We start from the raw sequence: 21,063 nt of genomic DNA on the forward strand, positions 1-21,063 counted from the left end.
GGAAACACAATGTCAGAGACTCTTTTAAATCCCTATTTTGGCGAGTTTGGTGGTATGTACGTACCAGAAATACTCGTGCCAGTGCTTAAACAGCTTGAGAGAGCATTTGTAGAAGCGAAAGACGATCCTGAATTCCAACGTGAATTTCAAGGTTTACTCAAAAATTATGCGGGAAGACCGACCGCACTTACCCTTTGTCGCAACCTAACAAAAGGCACTAAAGCAAAAATCTATCTTAAACGTGAAGATTTATTACACGGCGGCGCTCATAAAACTAACCAAGTATTAGGGCAAATTTTATTAGCTAAACGCATGGGTAAAACACGTATTATTGCGGAAACAGGTGCGGGTCAGCATGGTGTTGCTACTGCTCTTGCTTGTGCTATGTTAGATATGCCATGCCGTATTTATATGGGCGCAAAGGATGTTGAGCGTCAATCGCCGAATGTATTTCGTATGCGTTTAATGGGCGCGGAAGTGATTCCTGTACAAAAAGGCTCTTGTTCTTTAAAAGATGCCTGTTGTGAGGCTATGCGTGATTGGTCAGCAAACTATGAAACCACCCATTATTTACTTGGAACGGCGGCAGGCCCTCATCCCTTCCCGACGATTGTGAGAGAATTTCAAAAAATGATTGGAATTGAGACGAAACGTCAAATTCTCGAACGAGAAGGTCGTTTACCTGATACAGTGATTGCTGCTGTTGGCGGTGGTTCTAACGCAATTGGTATGTTTACTGATTTTATTGATGAACCAAATGTGCGTTTGATTGGCGTTGAACCTGCGGGTAAAGGCATTGAAAGCGGTGAACATGGCGCGCCATTAGGTCATGCAAAGGTGGGCATTTATTTCGGGATGAAATCCCCTTTAATGCAAACGGAAGATGGTCAAGTAGAGGAATCCTACTCTGTTTCAGCTGGGTTAGACTTCCCTTCTGTTGGACCTCAACATGCTTATTTACAAAGCATTGGACGTGCAGAATATCCAAGTATTACCGATGATGAAGCATTGAATGCTTTCCAGGAATTAGCTAAACATGAAGGTATTATTCCTGCATTAGAAAGCTCACACGCTCTTGCTCAAGCCCTAAAAATGATTCATCAAGAACCTAATAAAGAACAAATTTTAGTCGTGAATCTATCTGGTCGTGGCGATAAAGATATTTTCACCGTAGATAAAATTTTGACAGAAAAAGGAATGAAATAATGAGCCGTTTTGAAACTCAATTTGCTACGCTTAAAGCAAAAAATGAAGGGGCATTTGTTCCTTTCGTCACCTTATGTGACCCTACTTTTGACCGCTCTTTTGACATTATTTGTACGCTTGTGGATAACGGTGCGGATGCTTTAGAGCTTGGTTTTCCTTTTTCCGATCCGCTACTCGATGGCCCAGTTATTCAAGCTGCGAATAATCGTGCTTTAACTGCAGGCCATAGTACTGAAGATAGCTTTAAGTTATTAGAAAAAGTGCGGTCAAAATATCCAGAGATTCCGATTAGCTTATTACTTTGTGCCAATTTAATTTTTGCCAAAAGCCTAGATGCTTTTTATCAACGTTGTGCAGAAGTCGGTATTGATGCTGTGCTTGTGGCAGATATTCCGTTACTCGCAAAAGAAGATTATGTACAAGCAGCCAAAAAACACGGCATTCAACCGGTATTTATTTGCCCACCAAATGCGGATGAGAAAACGATCCAAGGTGTAGCACAAAATAGCGAAGGATATACCTATTTAGTCTCACGCGCAGGCGTAACCAGTGCAGAAAATCAAGCCCATGCAACGAATTTAGATACCCTTGTAGAACAACTTAAGGCTAATAATGCTCCACCAATTTTACAAGGCTTCGGCATTGCTCAACCAGAACAAGTTAAAGAAGCATTGACTTTGGGGGGCGCAGGTGCGATTTCAGGTTCTGCAACGGTGAAAATCATTGAGCAGAATTTAGATAATCACGAGCAATGTTTAGCTGAATTAGCCGAATTTGTTCAAGCGATGAAAGCCGCAACAAAATAACTTATAAAATACCAAAAAGCGGTGAAATCCACCGCTTTTTTATTACCATTTCTTTAATGCTTCTTTATCTGAATCTCTCGCCTCTATCCAGCGCTCCCCTTTGTTGGTTTGTTCTTTTTTCCAAAAAGGTGCCTTAGATTTTAGATAATCCATAATAAATTCATTTGCATGATAGGCATCGCCACGGTGAGCAGAGCTTATTCCTACTAATACAATTTCATCCCCCGTATGCAATAATCCTACTCGATGAATCACACTAACCCGTTGGATATTCCAGCGGGATTGTGCTTCAGAAATAATTTCTTGTAGTGCTTTTTCAGTCATTGCAGGATAATGTTCTAAGTATAGACTTGAAACATCATCACCTAGATTAAGATCACGAACTTTTCCAATAAAAATTACTGTTGCACCAACAGAGTGAGATTCAGAAAGCCAATGATAAACTGCATTTTGATCAAACTCAGCTTCCTGTACTGAAATATGAACATTACTCATCTTATCCCCCTGTTACTGGTGGAAAAAATGCAATTTCATCACCTGATTTTACCGCACTTTCAAGAGGCATTAAGGTTTGATTTATCGCAACTAGCAGTTTTTCTTTTTCTAAAGCTAATGCCCATTTATCACCTTTTTGCGCTAAATGTTCACGTAATTTATCAGCTGTTGTAAATTCTGCCTCAATAGAAAGTTCATCTACACCAATTAATTCTCGTGTTTGAGCAAAAAATAATACTTTTAGCATGTTATTTCCCTATTTATATTGGGCAACAAAGTGACCTGATTTTCCACCACTTTTTTCCAATAAACGTACATATTCAATAACCATATCTTTTTGAACAGCCTTACACATGTCATAAATAGTTAAAGCAGCAACACTTACCGCTGTTAATGCTTCCATTTCTACGCCAGTTTTTCCCGAAAGTTTACATAAAGACTCAATTCGTACTTGGTGTTTTTCCACTAAAGGTTCAAGATTGACCTCTACTTTAGAAAGTAGCAAAGGATGACAAAGCGGAATTAATTCCCATGTTCGTTTAGCTGCTTGAATACCTGCAATACGCGCAGTTGCAAAAACATCACCTTTATGATGCTGCCCACTAAGAATCATAGTTAAAGTTTCAGGCGCCATTGTCACCAAAGCTTCTGCACGTGCTTCGCGTACGGTTTCTATTTTGCCAGAAACATCCACCATATTGGCTTCACCTTGGCTATTGATATGCGTAAATGTTTTCATAATTTAAAAGTGAGGTTAATTTTAAGAAATTTATCCACCGATAGATGCTAAATGCTGACGAATGCCGGTGTCGCCTTGGTGTAAGTAATGGTGTTCACGCTTACCTTGAAGCGCAGAAAAAATCCGAGCCTGTAAAATTGATTGCTGATCATCTGAACGTAAAAGATCGCGCAGTTCAATCCCCTCTTCACCAAATAAACAAAGATGTAATTTTCCTTTTGCTGACACACGAAGACGATTACAACTTGCACAGAAATTCTTTTCATATGGCATGATCAATCCTATCTCACCCATATAATCAGGATGTTTAAATACCTTTGCAGGACCATCTGTTATAGCTTTTTGTTGTAATTGCCAACCTTGCTCTAATAATTTCTTGACTAAAATTTCACCAGAAAGATGGTGGTGATGAAAGAAACTATCCATTTCTCCCGTTTGCATTAGCTCAATAAAGCGCATTTGGATTGGTCGATTCTTTACCCAAGCTAAAAATTGATTGAATTCATGATCATTTAAATTTTTCATCAATACTGAATTGACTTTAACTTTTTTATAACCAATCTCAAAGGCTCGCTCAATTCCTCTCATCACCTCATCAAATTTATTAATTCCTGTAATTTGATGAAACATTTTAGGATCAAGGCTATCAACACTAACATTAATGGAAGTAATGCCCGCACGTTGCCAAGCATCTACATCTTTTGCCATACGATAGCCATTTGTAGTTAAAGCTAACTGACGAATGCCACTTACATTCGCTACATTTTCAGCAATCGTAATAAAATCTTTACGTAAAGTGGGTTCTCCACCAGTTAAACGAATCTTTTCTGTCCCCATAGCAGCAAATGCTTCTGCGACACGAACAATTTCACTTAAGGTAAGAAAACTTGGTTTGTTTGCTTCAGGCTGATAACCATTGGGTAAACAATAGTTACAACGAAAGTTACACTGATCAGTTATTGACAGTCGTAAATAATAATAGGCACGCTGGAACGCATCGACTAATCCCACGTTCCCTATGTCTTTAATGGGAATTGATTGCATGTGACACCTTTCTAATATGGAGAGGATAAACCGTTTCCAGCGTATCCCTGAATAACAAACATCGTTATTGGCATTGCGACCCTATTTTGAATATAAACGTAGGTCAACAAGCTCGGAGTTATGCGTAAAATTTATTGCTCGTGATTTTAAAAGATTTCACTTCGCTAACACAATTACTAATTTTGATGAAAAACAAAATTTATATAAATTCTTAAAAATTAATTATATAAAAAAATACATAATGGTACTTTAAAACAACATATACGCTTACTAATATATAGTAAATTTAAACATTATTTTTTTGAGAAAACTTGCACATTTGAAAAACCATTTTCTTTCAAATATAAGGCTTGTAATTTGCTCATCACACCACGTTCACAATACAACACGTAATTTTTACTTTGATCAAGGCTACCAAATTGAGAAGAAAGTTTGTAGAACGGCATTTGAATGACTTCATGTGTATCTGATTCAAATGGATTTTCATCCGTTTCTTCTGGGCTACGAATATCCAAAATCACTTCATTTTCGCCTAATATAGAAATAGCCTCAACTTCTATCACTTCTTTTTCTGTTTCTTCTGCAATCTGGCGAATATCTAAATATTTCGCATTTTGCACCGCACTTTCAAGAATCTCGAAATTAAAATGCCCCTCTTCTTCTAAAATCTTTTCACGAACAGCTTTGATCGTAGGATTTTTTGAAATCACACCACAAAATTCAGGCATAGATTTTGCAATATCGTCAGTGCCAATTTCTTTCGCCATCGCGATAATTTGTTCTTTATCATGCGTAATTAACGGGCGTAATACTAAGGCATCAGCGGCTTCATCAATCAAGCGTAAATTGGTTAAAGTTTGGCTAGATACTTGTCCTAATGCCTCCCCTGTCACAATCGCTTCAATATTAAAACGTTGAGCGACTTTACTTGCGGCTCGCACCATCATCCGTTTTAATACAACGCCCATTTGGCCGTTATCGACTTTCTCTAAAATCTCACCGACAACCCCTTCAAAGTTAATCGCAATAAAGCGTACTTTATGTGAAGCGCTATAGCGTTGCCAAATATGATAAGCCATTTGTTTTACGCCAATTTCATGGGCTGCACCGCCAAGATTAAAGAAACAATAATGAACTCGAGAACCACGACGAATCAACATGTAACTCGATACACCTGAATCAAATCCCCCCGAAATCAAAGAAAGCACATCCTCTTGCGTCCCAATCGGATAACCGCCAATGCCTGCATGACGTGCTTTAACTAACATCATTTTGTCATCTTCAATATCAATACGAACGGTCACATCTGGATTTTTCAACCGCACTTTTGCGCTTTCAATGTGTTGATTTAATCCACCGCCGATATAACGTTCTGCTTCAATAGAACTAAATTTATGTTTTCCCTTACGTTTTACTCGAACGCAAAAGGTTTTTCCTTGAAGTTGTTGAGCGACATCAGCAAGCGTCAATTCAAAAATATGATGTAAATCGGTAAACGGTTTTTCTTCAACTTCTAAAAAATGATGAATACCAGGAATACGTTGTAACAAGGCGATTAATTCTTCACGATTTTCTTCATTTTTTGACCGCACTTCAATGTAATCCCAGTGACGTACAACTGCAGTTTCTTCATCATATTTCTGTAAAATATTGCGGATATTAGAGGTTAAAATTTTTGCGAAACGTTTACGAACAGTTTCGCTCTTAATCATAATTTCAGGAAAAAGTTTAACGATAAATTTCATATAAATAGCTTGGGCATTTCTTGGGTATTTAAAGTGGCGAGTATTTTACGCAAAGATAGTGAAAAGTCCACTGGTCCTAGCTTGAAATAATTTTTTAACAACTCAAGTAAAATACAGTACAATGGCAAGCAATTTTTACCGTGAAAAAGGATAATTCCATGGCGCGTAAACCCGCATCTTCGCAAGATTTTGAGACAACATTAGCGCAGTTAGAAAATATTGTTACACATTTAGAAAATGGCGATCTGCCGTTAGAAGAAGCGTTAAAAGAATTTGAACAAGGTGTGCAACTGGCTAAGTTAGGGCAAGAACGTTTACAACAAGCAGAACAACGTATTCAGATCTTATTGCAAAAAACTGAAGATGCCCCACTGAATGATTATGAAGGGAATGCTTAATGGGTAACTTTTCTGAAGAATTACAGCAGGTTCAAACTCGTATCAATCGCTTTTTAGAAGCCCAATTTGAGGGTATTGAAAGTTATAATGCACCTTTGCTTGACGCGATGAAATACGCATTATTACTTGGTGGTAAACGGGTTAGACCTTTTTTAGTTTACGCAACAGGTCAAATGCTTGGGGCTGAGAAACAAACCTTAGATTACGCTGCCGCTGCTATTGAAGCCATTCATGCCTATTCCTTAATTCACGATGATTTACCTGCAATGGATGATGACAATCTACGTCGTGGGCATCCAACTTGTCATATCCAATTTGATGAAGCTACGGCTATTCTTGCGGGCGATGCGCTGCAAAGTTTTGCTTTTGAAATGTTAACTAAAACGCCAAATATTTCTTCTGAACAAAAACTGGCTTTAGTTAAAATTTTAGCTCAGGGTTCTGGCGTACAAGGAATGTGCTTAGGGCAAAGTTTAGATCTTATCTCTGAACATAAACAAATTAGTTTAAGCGAATTAGAATTAATCCATCGTAACAAAACGGGCGCATTGCTGATTGCTGCATTAAAATTAGGTTTTATTTGTTCTCCGCATTTTACCGACAAAACGTTAGAACAATCCTTAACACAATATGCGGAAGCCATTGGCTTAGCCTTTCAAGTTCAAGACGATATTTTAGATATTGAAGGTGATAGCGCTGAAATTGGAAAACAAGTCGGCGCTGATCTTGATTTAGATAAAAGTACGTATCCCAAATTACTTGGGTTAAGTAGCGCAAAGCAAAAAGCTCAAGAGCTATATCAAACTGCTTTGTCTGAATTAGAAAAAATTCCTTTTGATACGACCGCACTTCGTGCATTAGCTGAATTCATTATTACTAGAAAAAGTTAATGTCGACCGCATCAATGCTGACAAAGTGCGGTCAAAAATTATAACGTTTTTAAAATGACTAACAATATGAACAATTACCCCTTATTATCTTTGATTAATTCACCAGAAGATCTGCGTCTTTTAAATAAAGATCAGCTACCACAACTCTGCCAAGAATTACGCGATTATCTTTTAGAATCAGTTAGTCAAACTAGCGGGCATTTAGCATCAGGTTTAGGCACTGTAGAGCTAACCGTTGCACTGCATTACGTGTATAAAACACCATTTGATCAGTTAATTTGGGATGTTGGACACCAAGCTTATCCACATAAAATTTTAACCGGTCGTCGAGATCAAATGTCCACAATTCGCCAAAAAGACGGTATTCATCCTTTCCCTTGGCGTGAAGAAAGTGAATTTGACGTATTAAGCGTTGGCCACTCCTCTACTTCTATTAGTGCTGGATTAGGTATTGCTGTCGCCGCAGAACGAGAAAATGCAGGTAGAAAAACGGTATGCGTCATCGGTGACGGAGCAATTACTGCAGGAATGGCTTTTGAAGCGCTGAATCACGCAGGTTCTGTTCACACTGATATGCTGGTCATTTTAAATGACAATGAAATGTCTATTTCAGAAAATGTCGGCGCATTGAATAATCACCTTGCTCGTATTTTCTCTGGTTCTATCTACTCCACATTACGAGATGGAAGTAAAAAAATTCTCGATAAAGTTCCACCTGTAAAAAACTTTATGAAAAAAACCGAAGAACATATGAAAGGAGTTATGTTCTCTCCAGAAAGTACATTATTTGAAGAACTCGGTTTTAATTATATTGGCCCAGTGGATGGGCATAATATTGACGAATTAGTGGCAACACTTACGAATATGCGTAATCTGAAGGGACCACAATTCTTACATATAAAAACAAAAAAAGGTAAAGGATATGCGCCCGCAGAAAAAGATCCAATTGGTTTCCACGGCGTACCAAAATTTGACCCAATCAGTGGAGAATTACCTAAACACAATACTAAACCAACTTATTCGAAAATTTTTGGTGATTGGCTATGCGAAATGGCAGAAAAAGACTCCAAAATTATTGGTATCACACCAGCAATGCGCGAAGGTTCTGGCATGGTTGAGTTTTCTCAGCGTTTTCCAGAACAATATTTTGATGTGGCGATTGCTGAACAACACGCCGTCACGTTTGCTACTGGACTTGCTATTGGCGGATATAAACCCGTAGTTGCGATTTACTCGACATTTCTACAACGTGCTTACGACCAATTGATTCACGATGTTGCTATTCAAAATCTGCCTGTATTATTTGCGATTGATCGCGCAGGTATCGTAGGCGCTGATGGCCCAACACACCAAGGAGCATTTGATCTCAGCTTTATGCGTTGTATTCCAAATATGATCATCATGACACCAAGTGATGAAAATGAATGCCGTCAAATGCTCTATACAGGTTATCAATGTGGGAAACCAGCGGCAGTGCGCTATCCTCGCGGAAATGCCATTGGTGTTGAACTAACACCTTTAGAAATGCTTCCTATCGGTAAATCACGTTTAATTCGAGAAGGTCAAAAAATTGCGATTTTAAATTTTGGTACCCTATTACCGTCAGCCTTAGAGGCATCAGAAAAACTCAATGCAACAGTTGTCGATATGCGTTTTGTGAAACCGATTGATATTGAAATGATTAATGTGCTTGCACAGACTCATGATTATCTAGTCACATTAGAAGAAAATGCAATTCAAGGTGGAGCGGGATCTGCGGTTGCTGAAGTGCTAAATTCATCTGGAAAATCAACCGCACTTTTACAGATTGGTTTGCCAGATTATTTTATTCCACAAGCAACACAGCAAGAGGCATTGAAAGATTTGGGATTAGATTCAAAAGGAATTGAAGAAAAAATTCTCAACTTTATTGAAAAACAAGGTAATTTATAAAAATAAACGCGATGATAACTTCATCGCGTTTTTTCTTAATCAACAATTCTTAAATGGGAAACTGATTTTGTTTTCTTTTTTTCTTCTCGCTTTTTAGGGCTATCTACTACTTCATGAAAACTAGTTGGTTGCTCTGTATCTGGCTCAGAATTAAGTTCATCGTAAACCTCTTCTGGCTCAAACATCACGCCATCACCATTTTCACGAGCATAGATCGCAAGCGCTGCGCCCATTGGAATATACAGTTCACGAGAAACCCCTTTGAATCTCGCATTAAACTGGATGAAATCATTTGTAAGTTGTAAATTGCCCGTAGCATTAGCAGACAAGTTCAATACAATCTGTCCATCTTTTACATATTCGACAGGAACATTCACACCTAAGTAAGTCGCATCAACAACTAAATAAGGCGTGAAACTATTATCTACTAGCCAATCATAATAGGCGCGCAATAAATAAGGGCGCTTAGGGGAAGATTTATATTCCATTATTTATCATCCATCAAATTTTTTGGTGCAGCCTCACCTACAGACTGCAAGAATGAATCTCGACTAAATACACGATCCATATATCCCTTAATCGGTTTACTACCTGGACCTGTAAATTCCACGCCTAAATGTTTTAATTTCCATAACAATGGGGCAACGTAACAATCCACTAAACCAAACTCTTCATTCATGAAATAAGGCGTTTGCTGGAAAACTGGTGTGATTGCTAAAAGTTCTTCTTTTAATTGTTTGAGCGCTTCAGCTTTTTCACTTTCTGTGCCATTTTCTGCTTTCTTGAGGGTTGGATACCAATCTTGTTCAATTCGTAACATCAAAAGACGATCTTTTGCTCGAGAAACTGGATACACTTGCATTAATGGTGGATGTGGAAAACGCTCGTCAAGATATTCCATAATAATTCGTGAACTAAACAAAACAAGATCACGATCAACTAACGTAGGCACCGTAGCATACGGATTTAATTCCATTAAATCTTCTGGTAATGCTTGCAAATCAACTTCTTCGTTCTCATAAAGTACACCTTTTTCAGCTAAAACAATTTTTACCTGATGACAGTAAATATCATCTTTATTTGAAAAAAGGGTCATTACTGAACGTTTACTTGATGCGCTGGACATTTATTCCTCCGAAGATCCAAAAATATTCTATATTTTATAAGGGGTGTGTATTCTACCACAAAGCGTAAGTCATTTGCCAAACAATTCTTTTTTATTGTTTTATAATCAATAAGTTAGATAACAAAAAAGCAGAGATTTCTCTCTGCTTTTCTTTTTCGAAACGAAAATAAAAATTAACGTTTTGAGTATTGTGGACGACGACGTGCTTTGTGTAAACCCACTTTTTTACGTTCAACGCGACGTGCGTCACGAGTAACGAAACCAGCTGCACGAAGTGCTGGGCGTAATGTTTCATCGTATTCCATCAATGCACGAGTGATACCGTGACGGATTGCACCCGCTTGACCAGAAATACCACCACCTTTAACAGTGATGTATAGGTCTAATTTATCAGTTAATTCAACCAATTCTAATGGTTGACGTACTACCATGCGCGCAGTTTCACGGCCGAAGTAAACGTCTAATTCACGTTGGTTGATAGTGATTTTACCACTGCCCGGTTTGATAAATACACGAGCTGAAGAGCTTTTGCGGCGACCTGTGCCGTAGTTTTGATTCTCTGCCATTTTCTAAACCTCGTGATTAAATATCTAATACTTGTGGTTGTTGTGCAGCGTGTTGGTGTTCAGCACCTGCGTACACTTTTAATTTACGGAACATTGCACGGCCTAATGGACCTTTTGGCAACATACCTTTAACCGCAATTTCAATCACTGCTTCAGGACGGCGAGCGATCATTTCTTTAAAAGTCGCTTGTTTAATACCACCTACATAGCCAGTGTGCCAGTAGTAAAGTTTATCTGTTTCTTTACGACCAGTTACTGCCACTTTGTCTGCGTTGATAACGATGATGTAATCACCAGTATCTACGTGTGGAGTGTACTCAGCCTTGTGTTTACCACGAAGACGACGTGCTAATTCAGTCGCTAAACGACCTAAAGTTTTACCTGTCGCATCTACTACGTACCAGTCGCGTTTAACCGTTTCTGGTTTTGCTACAAAAGTTTTCATTAATTAATTACCAAAAATTAGTTTGATACCCAGTGTTCTTACGAACACAACCATTGATCTTAATCGTCACCCCTTCGAGTGAGATCTCGATAAAATAATGTACGATGGGAATTCGCACATTTACAGGGTCGGTGTATTATACATATTTATTTCATGAATGCTAATTTTTTATGCAATATTTTAGTATTTTTGCTGAAACCTATTTACATTAACTAAATTAATGTTTTTAATGAATTTATTAAAATTGACTCATACATAAAGTTATTTTATTGTTGACTCAAATATCATCATACTAGCTATAGGAATTTTTATGAGCTACGCTAAAGAAATTGACACGCTTAATCAGCACATCGCTGACTTCAATAAAAAAATTAATGTTTCTTTTGAATTTTTCCCACCAAAAAATGAAAAAATGGAAACGCTTTTATGGGATTCGATTCATCGTTTAAAAGTGTTAAAACCAAAATTCGTTTCTGTTACTTATGGCGCAAACTCAGGCGAGCGTGACCGCACTCATAGCATTGTAAAAGCAATCAAACAAGAAACTGGATTAGAAGCGGCTCCGCATTTAACTGGTATTGATGCCACACCTGAAGAATTAAAACAAATTGCTAAAGATTACTGGGACAGTGGTATTCGTCGCATCGTTGCGTTACGCGGTGACGAACCCAAAGGATATGCTAAAAAACCATTTTATGCGTCAGATCTTGTGGAATTACTCCGCTCTGTCGCTGATTTTGATATTTCGGTAGCTGCTTACCCAGAAGTTCATCCAGAAGCAAAATCAGCACAAGCAGACTTGATTAATTTAAAACGAAAAATTGATGCAGGTGCAAATCATGTTATCACTCAATTTTTCTTTGATATTGAAAACTACCTACGTTTCCGTGATCGTTGTGCATCAATTGGTATTGATACTGAAATCGTGCCGGGCATTTTACCTGTAACTAACTTTAAGCAATTACAAAAAATGGCTTCTTTCACTAATGTGAAAATTCCTGCATGGCTTGTTAACGCTTATGAAGGATTAGACGATGATCAAACTACTCGTAATCTTGTAGCAGCAAGTGTTGCGATGGATATGGTGAAAATTTTATCTCGCGAAGGAGTGAATGACTTCCATTTCTATACGCTAAATCGTAGTGAATTAACTTATGCAATTTGTCATATGTTAGGTGTAAGACCTAGCTAATATACGACTTATTTAATATTCAAAACCCACGCTCTTTCAAAGCGTGGGTTCTTTTTTCTTTACAATTTTTATCTTAGATAAATGATGATCAAAAAACCGAGCCTTATAAAAGCTCGGTTTTCATCGTAGTAGTATTACTTACGCTAATTCCGCACGTAATTTTTTCGTTACATCCACCATCACTTTTAATTGGTCGATGGTTTCTATCCAACCACGTGTTTTTAAACCGCAGTCTGGGTTTACCCATAAGCGTTCTTTTGGAATGACATTTAACGCTTTGCGTAATAAGTGTTCAATTTCACCTGCGGTTGGTACACGTGGGCTGTGGATATCATACACACCTGGACCGATGTCATTCGGGTAGTTGAATTTCACGAAGGCATCTAATAATTCCATATCTGAACGTGAAGTTTCGATGGTAATCACGTCCGCATCTAATGCCGCAATCGCAGGTAAGATGTCGTTAAATTCAGAGTAACACATATGAGTGTGAATTTGCGTATCATCTTGCACGCCCATTGAACTTAAACGGAATGCCTCGCCTGCCCATTGTAAGTATGCGTCCCAATCTGCACGTTTAAGTGGTAAACCTTCACGAATAGCTGGCTCATCAATTTGGATGACTTTAATGCCCGCTGCTTCTAAATCTAACACTTCATCAGATAACGCCACACCGATTTGTTTACATACGGTTGAACGTGGAATATCGTTACGTACGAATGACCATTGTAAAATAGTCACAGGACCTGTGAGCATTCCTTTCATTACACGATTAGTTAAACTTTGAGCATATTGAGACCAACGTACAGTCATTGGCTCTGGGCGAGTGACATCACCGTAAATTACTGGTGGTTTTACACAGCGTGAACCGTAGCTTTGCACCCAACCAAATTTAGTGAATGCGAAACCCTCTAATAATTCCCCAAAGTATTCCACCATGTCGTTGCGTTCTGCTTCGCCGTGAACTAACACATCTAAATCCAATTCTTCTTGGCGACGCACGACATATTCAATTTCTTTTTTCATCGCCGCTTCGTAATCTGCAAGAGATAACTCGCCTTTTTTGAAGCTCGCACGAGCGTGACGGATTTCAGTCGTTTGCGGGAATGAACCAATGTTTGTAGTTGGTAGAAACGGTAAATTTAACCACGCATTTTGCTTAACAATACGTTCTGCAAATGGCGATTTACGTTGATCCGCACCTTTTGGCAAGTTTGCTAAACGTTCAGCCACTTCAGGGCGATGAATTTCTTTTGAGGTTGCACGTGCATCTGCTGCCGCTTGGCTTGCATCTAATGCCGCTTGTACAGACGCTCTACCATGATTTAAGGCTTGTTTTAATACATTTAATTCTTCTACTTTTTGTAGCGTGAAAGATAACCAGCTGTAAAGTGCGGTATTTTTTTCTTTTAATTGTACTTCCACTTCTAAGTCAAATGGAGTGTGTAATAATGAACAGCTTGGTGCAATCCATAAACGCTCGCCTAATTTTGCTTTTAATGGCTCTAATACATCTAACACTTTATTTAAGTTTGCACGCCAGATATTACGACCTTCAATCACGCCAGCTGATAACACTTTGCTGTAATCTTCAAATGCCGCAAGCTGTTCTGGTGCACGCACTAAATCTAAATGCAAGCCCGCAACAGGTAAGGCTTTTAATAACTCAGCGCGTTCTGCAACGGAACCAAAATAAGTGGCTAATAATAATTTTGCGTTCACTTTGCTTAATTCAGCGTAAACAGATTTATAGGCTTCAACCCATTCTGCAGGTAAATCTAATGCTAATGCAGGTTCATCAATTTGAATCCACTCTGCACCTTCAGCCACTAATGCATTTAAGATTTCAACATAAACAGGCACTAATTGATTTAATAAATCGAAACGGTTAAACGCTTCGCCTTTTTCTTTACCTAACCATAAGAATGTTAATGGGCCAACAATCACCGGTTTGAAGTTTAAACCTAAGGCTTTTGCTTCACGAATTTGGTTTACATAATGTGCTGGATTAGCTTTGAATTGTGTATTTTTATGAAATTCTGGCACAAGATAATGATAGTTCGTATCAAACCATTTGGTCATTTCAATTGCGAATTGATCTTTGTTACCACGTGCAAGTTGGAAATATTGATCAAGGGTTAAATTTTGGCTATCAAAACCAAAACGAGCAGGAATTGCCCCTGTTGCCACTTGTAAATCTAAAATATGATCGTAGAACGTGAAATCGCCCACGGCAACGAAATCCGCATTCGCTGCTGCTTGATGTTTCCAGTTTTTTTCACGTAACGCTTTCGCTAAATCTAATAAATCTTGCTCGGCTAATTCTTTACGCCAATAACGTTCTTGTGCAAATTTTAATTCACGTTTCGCACCCACACGAGGAAAGCCTAAAATATGTGATGTTGTCATAATAACTCCCGTTTTAAAGTAATCTTCTTAATCATTTAGACGGCTAAACGTCTGTACGGGTATAGAATGCGCCATCTTAGTGTATTATGCAAACTTATTATTTTCAGGATTTGTATGAAATAAATTAATATTAAAACCTCGTATAAAATGAAGAGGCATACTAAATGCCCCAAAACTATTGCAAAATTTACCGCACTTTTACTGCAACGCTTTCTCAATTTTTTCAAATAAATCTTTTGAAAGATTTTCTACAATGCTTAGGCGTTCTAAAGCACGTTTCATGAGCGTTTGGCGTTGGGCATCAAAGCGAGAAAAACGAATTAATGGCTCAATTAAACGTGCAGCCACTTGCGGGTTACTTTCATTTAAACGGATTAACACATCCGTTAAGAAACGATAGCCTGCTCCGCTTACATTATGGAATGCTTTTAAGTTGTGATTTGCAAAGCTACCAATTAATGCACGTAAACGGTTTGGATTGTTGAAGTTAAAACTTGGGTGATCCATTAATAACTGAATAATTTCCAACACATTTTCATCTGGGCGAGTGGCTTGTAATGCAAACCATTTATCCATGACTAATCCATCGTGTTGCCATTTTTGTTCAAAATCAGTTAATAACACATCTCTGCAAGGTAATGCAGCTTTTGTCGCAACACTTAATGCAGCCAATGTATCTGTCATATTATTCGCATTATTGTAGTGTTTTTGTACTAGGTTGTTACCCAAATTGGTGTAAGCCAAATAAGTTAAGCAAAGATTACGCATTGCACGCAAGGCGATGTCTTGTTGCGTAACTTGATACTCATCAAGGCGAATATGGGTATAAACACGCAAGAAATCATCTTTTAAAGTCTCGGCAATTTGCGCTTGCATAAATGCTCTTGCGGCTGAAATACCATCAGGATCGATGGTTTTAAAACCTTCGGCAAATTCCATTTCTTTCGGCAGAGTGAGAATTAATGTTGCCAGTTCAATATCTTTCTCATAATGGTTGAGAACATGAGAAAGTGCGGTCAAAATTTCAGGCGAAATTTCTAGTGACTCGCCTTGTTGGAAACGCACAACATTACGACGTAATTCTTGCTCAAATAACATCTGAGCCGCATCCCAACGGATAAATTGATTATCTGCAAATTTCAGCAAGCCTAATAACTGCTCAGTTTTATAATCATAATCAAGTTTTACCGGCGCAGAAAAATCACATAGCAATGCAGGAATTGGACGACCATAAATGCCATGAAACTCAAATACTTGGTCTTTTTCAGTGACATTTAATACATCACTCAACAGTTCGCCATTATGTTGCAGCATTTGTTTCGTGCCGTTTGCATCATAAAGCGCCACTTTTAATGGAATATGTAAATTCACTTTTTCCATTTGATCGGCGGTTGGCGGTGTGGATTGTGAAACCGTTAAACGATAAGTATGCGTTTTTTCGTCGTAAGCATCGCTAATCAATAATTCTGGTGTACCCGATTGGCTATACCAACGGCGGAATTGGTTTAAATCGAGATTATTTGCACGTTCCATAGCAGAAACAAAGTCTTCACAGGTTGCCGCTTTGCCATCATTTTCAGCAATATAAAGCTGCATCCCTTTTTGGAAACCTTGCTCACCTAATAAAGTGTGCAACATACGAATGACTTCTGCCCCTTTTTCATATACTGTCACGGTATAGAAGTTATTCATTTCAATGACTTTTTCAGGGCGAATTGGGTGTGACATTGGGCTTGCATCTTCGGCAAATTGCACGGTGCGTAAAAATTTCACATTATTAATGCGATTCACCGCACGCGAACCTGTATCTGAAGAAAATTCTTGATCACGGAAAACCGTTAAACCTTCTTTCAAACTTAATTGGAACCAATCTCGGCAAGTTACACGGTTTCCAGTCCAGTTATGGAAATATTCGTGTGCAATCACACTTTCAATGGCAAGATAATCTTCATCTGTTGCTGTTTGTGGGTTTGCCAACACGAATTTAGAGTTAAAGATATTTAACCCTTTATTTTCCATCGCGCCCATATTGAAAAAATCGACGGCAACGATCATGTAAATATCTAAGTCATATTCTAAATTAAAGCGATCTTCATCCCATTTCATCGCTTTTTTCAGACTTTCCATTGCCCAAGTTGCGCGATCAAGATTGCCGCGATCCACATAAAGTTCTAAAGCCACTTCACGACCACTTTTAGTAATAAATTTATCTTGTAATAAATCAAAATCCCCTGCCACTAAAGCGAATAAATAGCTTGGTTTTGGGAAAGGATCGTTCCATTCCACCCAATGGCGACCATCTTCTAATTCACCACTTGCAATGCGGTTACCATTCGAAAGTAAGAATGGATATTTGGTTTTATCTGCCGTAATTTTGGTTGTGTAACGCGCCAGCACATCAGGGCGATCAAGCATATAAGTGATTTGACGAAAACCTTCCGCCTCACATTGCGTACAAATACCCTCACCAGACTGATATAGCCCTTGTAATGAAGTGTTTTCGGCTGGTACAAGGAAGGTCACAATTTCAAGTTCAAATTCTTCCGCACTTTTGCCTTTTAAATCGAGCGTTAAACTCTCGCCATCTTGTTGATAGGCAGAAAATGGCTCACCATTAAATTTAATAGAAGAAAACTGGAAGCTATGCCCATCTAAACGTAAAGAAGTCGCCTCATCATTTAAGCGTTGGAATTTTGTGGTTGCAGTCACCACAGTATGTTTAGGATCAAGTTGAAAATCTAAATAAATGTCTGTGACCGTAAAATCAGGTTGTTTGTAATCTTTTCTATATTTTGCTTTGGCTAACATAATTTGCCCTATTCTTATAAAAATTGTGCTTAGGATAAAATTTTATCCTTAAAGTTGCAATGGTATTTTCCTATAAAACCCATTTAGCAAACGTTTGCTTGATATGTGTAAGATGTGATATTCTACGCCACGTTTTTAAGTAAAAAATTGAGAAAATAGCATGTCAAAAACTGTACAAATTGCTGTTGTAATGGGCTCAAAAAGCGATTGGGCTACTATGCAAGAGGCAACTCAGATTTTAGATGAATTAAAAGTACCTTATCATGTAGAAGTCGTCTCTGCCCATCGTACGCCTGATAAACTTTTTGAATTTGCCGAAAATGCACAAAAAAATGGCTACAAAGTGATTATTGCTGGTGCAGGCGGTGCGGCACATTTACCTGGTATGATTGCAGCGAAAACACTTGTGCCGGTGCTGGGGGTGCCAGTAAAGAGTTCTATGTTAAGTGGCGTAGATAGCCTTTATTCAATTGTGCAAATGCCAAAAGGAATCCCTGTCGGAACATTAGCAATTGGCCCTGCAGGCGCGGCAAATGCTGGATTGCTAGCAGCCCAAATTCTAGCGAATTGGGATGCAGAATTGCTTTCACGCTTGCAATCTTTCCGTGAAAGCCAAACTCATTCAGTATTGGACAATCCCGATCCACGCACATAAAAATATCTTTAGATCTGACCGCACTTTTAAAGTGCGGTTGTTTTTTTCGTAAATTTAACGAGAAATATTATGCAAAACTCCACCTTATATCCAACCGTTTATGTACTTGGCAACGGGCAACTAGGCAGAATGTTACGTTACGCGGGCGCACCTTTAGATATTTATGTTGAACCCTTAGCCTTCAATGCGCCAGTTTTTGACTTACCTGAAAATGCAATCATCACGGCGGAAATTGAACGCTGGGAAAAAACGCCTTTGACTGAATTACTCGGCAATCATAAAAACTTCGTTAATCAACATGTATTTGGATTATTAGCCGATCGTTTTACTCAAAAATCCTTACTAGATGAACTCAATCTTTCTACCTCGCCTTGGTGTTTATTAAAAGATAAAACGCAATGGAATGATGTTTTCCAAACTGTTGGCGAGAAAGTTGTCGTTAAACGCAGAACAGGCGGATATGATGGACGTGGTCAATGGATTATCAACAATGAAAACAAAGCGGACATCACCGATGACTTATTTGATGAAGTGATCGCAGAAAAATTTATTCCTTTCGATTATGAAGTGTCTATTGTAGGCGCAAGATTTAAAAATAGTGAAAAACGTTTTTATCCCGTTACGCATAACCTGCAACAAAACGGTATTTTGCGTTACAGTGTGGTTGATATTGCGTTTCCTCAACAATCCGCACAACAAAAGCAAGCTGAAACAATGCTCGGCAAAATTATGGATAAACTAGGCTATGTGGGTGTAATGGCAATGGAATGTTTTGTTGTAGACGACAAATTACTGATTAACGAACTTGCGCCTCGTGTACATAACAGTGGACATTGGACACAACTAGGATGCTCGATTAGCCAATTTGAATTACATTTACGTGCGCTGCTCGATTTGCCGACACCTGAATTACAAACTTTCGCTCCAAGTGTGATGGTAAATTTAATCGGCACAAACCATAATCCAAAATGGCTTAATACACCGTTTGCACAACTTCATTGGTACGGTAAAGAAGTCAGAGCTGGGCGTAAGGTTGGGCATATCAATCTTTCTCATCCTAACAAAGCGGTCATTATTCAACAATTAGAAAAACTCCGTATTGAATTACCAGAAGATTATCAATCTGGATTAAATTGGGCGATTGAAAAACTAAAATAATGTAAAAAATGACCGCACTTTTTGATGAATATTTAAAAATATCAAAGTGCGGTTAATTTTTATAAAAATCTTTCTTGATAAAATAAAACGGCTGAAGTATAAAATTATCCACCACACAACACATACATAAGGAAAAGTTATGTTTGAACATATCAAAGCGGCACCAGCCGATCCAATCTTAGGCTTAGGCGAAGCATTCAAATCCGAAACTCGCGAAAATAAAATCAACTTGGGCATTGGCGTTTATAAAGATGCGCAAGGCACAACCCCAATTATGCGTGCGGTAAAAGAAGCCGAAAAACGCTTATTTGATAAGGAAAAAACGAAGAATTATCTAACTATCGATGGTATTGCGGATTATAACGAACGTACAAAAGCACTACTTTTCGGTAAAGATTCTGAAGTCATCAAATCTAATCGTGCTAGAACAGTACAAAGTTTAGGCGGCACTGGTGCATTACGCATTGCGGCAGAATTTATTAAACGTCAAACTAAAGCACAAAATGTTTGGATCAGCACACCAACATGGCCAAATCACAATGCCATTTTCAATGCTGTGGGTATGACGATTCGTGAATATCGTTATTATGATGCTGAACGTAAAGCCCTTGATTGGGAACATTTACTTGAAGATTTAAGCCAAGCAAGCGAAGGGGATGTAGTGCTTTTACACGGTTGTTGCCACAACCCAACTGGTATTGATCCAACTCCTGAACAATGGCAAGAATTAGCTGCACTTTCAGCAAAAAACGGCTGGTTACCACTCTTTGACTTTGCTTATCAAGGTTTAGCCAATGGCTTAGATGAAGATGCTTATGGCTTGCGTGCTTTTGCGGCAAACCACAAAGAATTATTAGTCGCAAGTTCATTCTCGAAAAACTTTGGTTTATACAATGAGCGTGTAGGCGCCTTTACCCTTGTGGCTGAAAATGCAGAAATTGCTTCAACCGCATTAACACAGGTGAAATCAATTATTCGCACACTCTACTCTAACCCGGCATCTCACGGTGGAGCGACCGTAGCAACAGTATTAAACGATCCACAACTCCGTCAAGAATGGGAAAATGAATTAACTGAAATGCGTGAACGCATCAAAAAAATGCGTCATTTATTCGTTCAGTTATTAAAAGAATATGGTGCAGAACAAGATTTCAGCTTTATCATGAAACAAAACGGTATGTTCTCTTTCAGCGGCTTATCACCTGAACAAGTTGATCGCTTAAAAGAAGAATTTGCGATTTATGCTGTTCGTTCTGGTCGTATCAATGTGGCAGGTATTACGGAAGACAATATTCGTTATTTATGTGAAAGCATTGTAAAAGTGCTTTAATCATCCTGAGTTTAAGGGGGCTAAAATTTAAAAAATTTTAGCCCTTATTCTTTACCAATATCCCTCAATGTCAAAAATATCGACAAACAAATGCGATTATAAGAATGCACAACATAATC

At 38.3% G+C, this 21,063-nt stretch carries 20 protein-coding genes and 1 riboswitch; of the genes, 9 read left to right on the plus strand and 11 right to left on the minus strand.

What is annotated here, in order from left to right; all coding sequences use genetic code 11:
• Window positions 1-9: 9 nt before the first annotated feature.
• Together trpB and trpA are read left to right on the plus strand one after the other, a co-directional pair.
• Window positions 10-1,206 carry a tryptophan synthase subunit beta gene (gene trpB, locus KP710_RS00985; RefSeq protein ID WP_140524471.1) on the plus strand — a complete coding sequence of 399 codons (1,197 nt, stop codon included), beginning with the start codon at window positions 10-12 and terminating at the stop codon, window positions 1,204-1,206.
• The gene (gene trpA, locus KP710_RS00990; protein WP_140524468.1) at window positions 1,206-2,012 is read left to right on the plus strand and encodes a tryptophan synthase subunit alpha; all 807 of its coding nucleotides are present in this window, start codon (window positions 1,206-1,208) and stop codon (window positions 2,010-2,012) included. The genes trpB and trpA overlap by 1 nt, the downstream gene beginning before the upstream one ends.
• Before the next feature lie 42 nt (window positions 2,013-2,054).
• On the opposite strand, the gene moaE is transcribed toward trpA, so the two are convergent.
• The 5 genes from moaE to thiI form a co-directional block, all read right to left on the minus strand.
• Window positions 2,055-2,507, minus strand: a complete 453-nt coding sequence (moaE, locus tag KP710_RS00995; protein WP_140524465.1) for a molybdopterin synthase catalytic subunit MoaE — start codon at window positions 2,505-2,507, stop codon at window positions 2,055-2,057.
• Between the two features lies 1 nt (window position 2,508).
• Entirely contained in the window at window positions 2,509-2,754 is a 246-nt protein-coding gene (gene moaD / locus KP710_RS01000; protein WP_048953209.1) for a molybdopterin synthase sulfur carrier subunit, read from the minus strand.
• 9 nt (window positions 2,755-2,763) lie between these two features.
• Window positions 2,764-3,246: a cyclic pyranopterin monophosphate synthase MoaC gene (moaC, locus tag KP710_RS01005; protein WP_140524463.1), complete on the minus strand. Its 483-nt coding sequence runs from the start codon at window positions 3,244-3,246 to the stop codon at window positions 2,764-2,766.
• A 30-nt stretch (window positions 3,247-3,276) separates the two neighbouring features.
• Window positions 3,277-4,290 carry a GTP 3',8-cyclase MoaA gene (moaA, locus tag KP710_RS01010; protein ID WP_140524461.1) on the minus strand — a complete coding sequence of 338 codons (1,014 nt, stop codon included), beginning with the start codon at window positions 4,288-4,290 and terminating at the stop codon, window positions 3,277-3,279.
• A riboswitch (molybdenum cofactor riboswitch) is annotated at window positions 4,279-4,420 on the minus strand. It overlaps the preceding gene by 12 nt.
• A 163-nt stretch (window positions 4,421-4,583) precedes the next feature.
• On the minus strand, window positions 4,584-6,035 hold the full coding sequence (gene thiI, locus KP710_RS01015; RefSeq protein ID WP_215770855.1) for a tRNA uracil 4-sulfurtransferase ThiI: 1,452 nt from the start codon (window positions 6,033-6,035) through the stop codon (window positions 4,584-4,586).
• Window positions 6,036-6,193: 158 nt separating this feature from the next.
• Here thiI and xseB point away from each other — a divergent pair, with 158 nt between their 5' ends.
• The 3 genes from xseB to dxs are packed head-to-tail and all read left to right on the plus strand — an operon-like array spanning window position 6,194 to window position 9,255.
• On the plus strand, window positions 6,194-6,433 hold the full coding sequence (gene xseB / locus KP710_RS01020; RefSeq protein WP_005628882.1) for an exodeoxyribonuclease VII small subunit: 240 nt from the start codon (window positions 6,194-6,196) through the stop codon (window positions 6,431-6,433).
• Window positions 6,433-7,323 (plus strand): (2E,6E)-farnesyl diphosphate synthase, encoded by an 891-nt coding sequence (gene ispA / locus KP710_RS01025; protein WP_215770856.1) that lies wholly within the window; start codon window positions 6,433-6,435, stop codon window positions 7,321-7,323. Before xseB ends, ispA begins: the two co-directional genes overlap by 1 nt.
• A 54-nt stretch (window positions 7,324-7,377) precedes the next feature.
• Window positions 7,378-9,255 carry a 1-deoxy-D-xylulose-5-phosphate synthase gene (gene dxs / locus KP710_RS01030; RefSeq protein ID WP_215770857.1) on the plus strand — a complete coding sequence of 626 codons (1,878 nt, stop codon included), beginning with the start codon at window positions 7,378-7,380 and terminating at the stop codon, window positions 9,253-9,255.
• Between the two features lie 35 nt (window positions 9,256-9,290).
• Here the strand turns inward: dxs and KP710_RS01035 are convergent, their stop codons facing one another.
• The 4 genes from KP710_RS01035 to rplM form a co-directional block, all read right to left on the minus strand.
• Window positions 9,291-9,743 (minus strand): ClpXP protease specificity-enhancing factor, encoded by a 453-nt coding sequence (locus tag KP710_RS01035; protein WP_215770858.1) that lies wholly within the window; start codon window positions 9,741-9,743, stop codon window positions 9,291-9,293.
• A complete protein-coding gene (gene sspA, locus KP710_RS01040; protein WP_005633569.1) occupies window positions 9,743-10,381 on the minus strand; it encodes a stringent starvation protein SspA in 639 nt (212 codons plus the stop codon). The genes KP710_RS01035 and sspA overlap by 1 nt, the downstream gene beginning before the upstream one ends.
• Before the next feature lie 173 nt (window positions 10,382-10,554).
• Window positions 10,555-10,947 carry a 30S ribosomal protein S9 gene (rpsI, locus tag KP710_RS01045; RefSeq protein ID WP_005631594.1) on the minus strand — a complete coding sequence of 131 codons (393 nt, stop codon included), beginning with the start codon at window positions 10,945-10,947 and terminating at the stop codon, window positions 10,555-10,557.
• A 16-nt stretch (window positions 10,948-10,963) separates the two neighbouring features.
• Window positions 10,964-11,392 carry a 50S ribosomal protein L13 gene (gene rplM, locus KP710_RS01050; protein ID WP_005628896.1) on the minus strand — a complete coding sequence of 143 codons (429 nt, stop codon included), beginning with the start codon at window positions 11,390-11,392 and terminating at the stop codon, window positions 10,964-10,966.
• A gap of 310 nt (window positions 11,393-11,702) precedes the next feature.
• On the opposite strand from rplM, the gene metF reads away from it, so the two are divergent.
• A complete protein-coding gene (gene metF, locus KP710_RS01055; RefSeq protein WP_139989932.1) occupies window positions 11,703-12,584 on the plus strand; it encodes a methylenetetrahydrofolate reductase in 882 nt (293 codons plus the stop codon).
• A gap of 138 nt (window positions 12,585-12,722) precedes the next feature.
• Here the strand turns inward: metF and metE are convergent, their stop codons facing one another.
• Together metE and pepN are read right to left on the minus strand one after the other, a co-directional pair.
• Window positions 12,723-14,993: a 5-methyltetrahydropteroyltriglutamate--homocysteine S-methyltransferase gene (gene metE / locus KP710_RS01060; protein WP_215770859.1), complete on the minus strand. Its 2,271-nt coding sequence runs from the start codon at window positions 14,991-14,993 to the stop codon at window positions 12,723-12,725.
• Between the two features lie 198 nt (window positions 14,994-15,191).
• The gene (gene pepN / locus KP710_RS01065) at window positions 15,192-17,801 is read right to left on the minus strand and encodes an aminopeptidase N (protein ID WP_215770860.1); all 2,610 of its coding nucleotides are present in this window, start codon (window positions 17,799-17,801) and stop codon (window positions 15,192-15,194) included.
• Between the two features lie 160 nt (window positions 17,802-17,961).
• Between pepN and purE the strand changes: the two genes are divergently transcribed.
• From purE to KP710_RS01080, 3 genes are all read left to right on the plus strand, one after another.
• Window positions 17,962-18,456, plus strand: coding sequence for a 5-(carboxyamino)imidazole ribonucleotide mutase (gene purE / locus KP710_RS01070; RefSeq protein WP_111407390.1), 495 nt, complete (start codon window positions 17,962-17,964; stop codon window positions 18,454-18,456).
• A gap of 69 nt (window positions 18,457-18,525) precedes the next feature.
• The gene (gene purK / locus KP710_RS01075; protein ID WP_215770861.1) at window positions 18,526-19,614 is read left to right on the plus strand and encodes a 5-(carboxyamino)imidazole ribonucleotide synthase; all 1,089 of its coding nucleotides are present in this window, start codon (window positions 18,526-18,528) and stop codon (window positions 19,612-19,614) included.
• Window positions 19,615-19,753: 139 nt separating this feature from the next.
• Window positions 19,754-20,944 carry an amino acid aminotransferase gene (locus tag KP710_RS01080; RefSeq protein WP_215770862.1) on the plus strand — a complete coding sequence of 397 codons (1,191 nt, stop codon included), beginning with the start codon at window positions 19,754-19,756 and terminating at the stop codon, window positions 20,942-20,944.
• Window positions 20,945-21,063: the final 119 nt, after the last annotated feature.

Origin of the sequence: Haemophilus sp. SZY H35 (assembly GCF_018829705.1) — a bacterium.
GTDB classification, from domain to species: Bacteria; Pseudomonadota; Gammaproteobacteria; order Enterobacterales; family Pasteurellaceae; genus Haemophilus; species Haemophilus haemolyticus_K.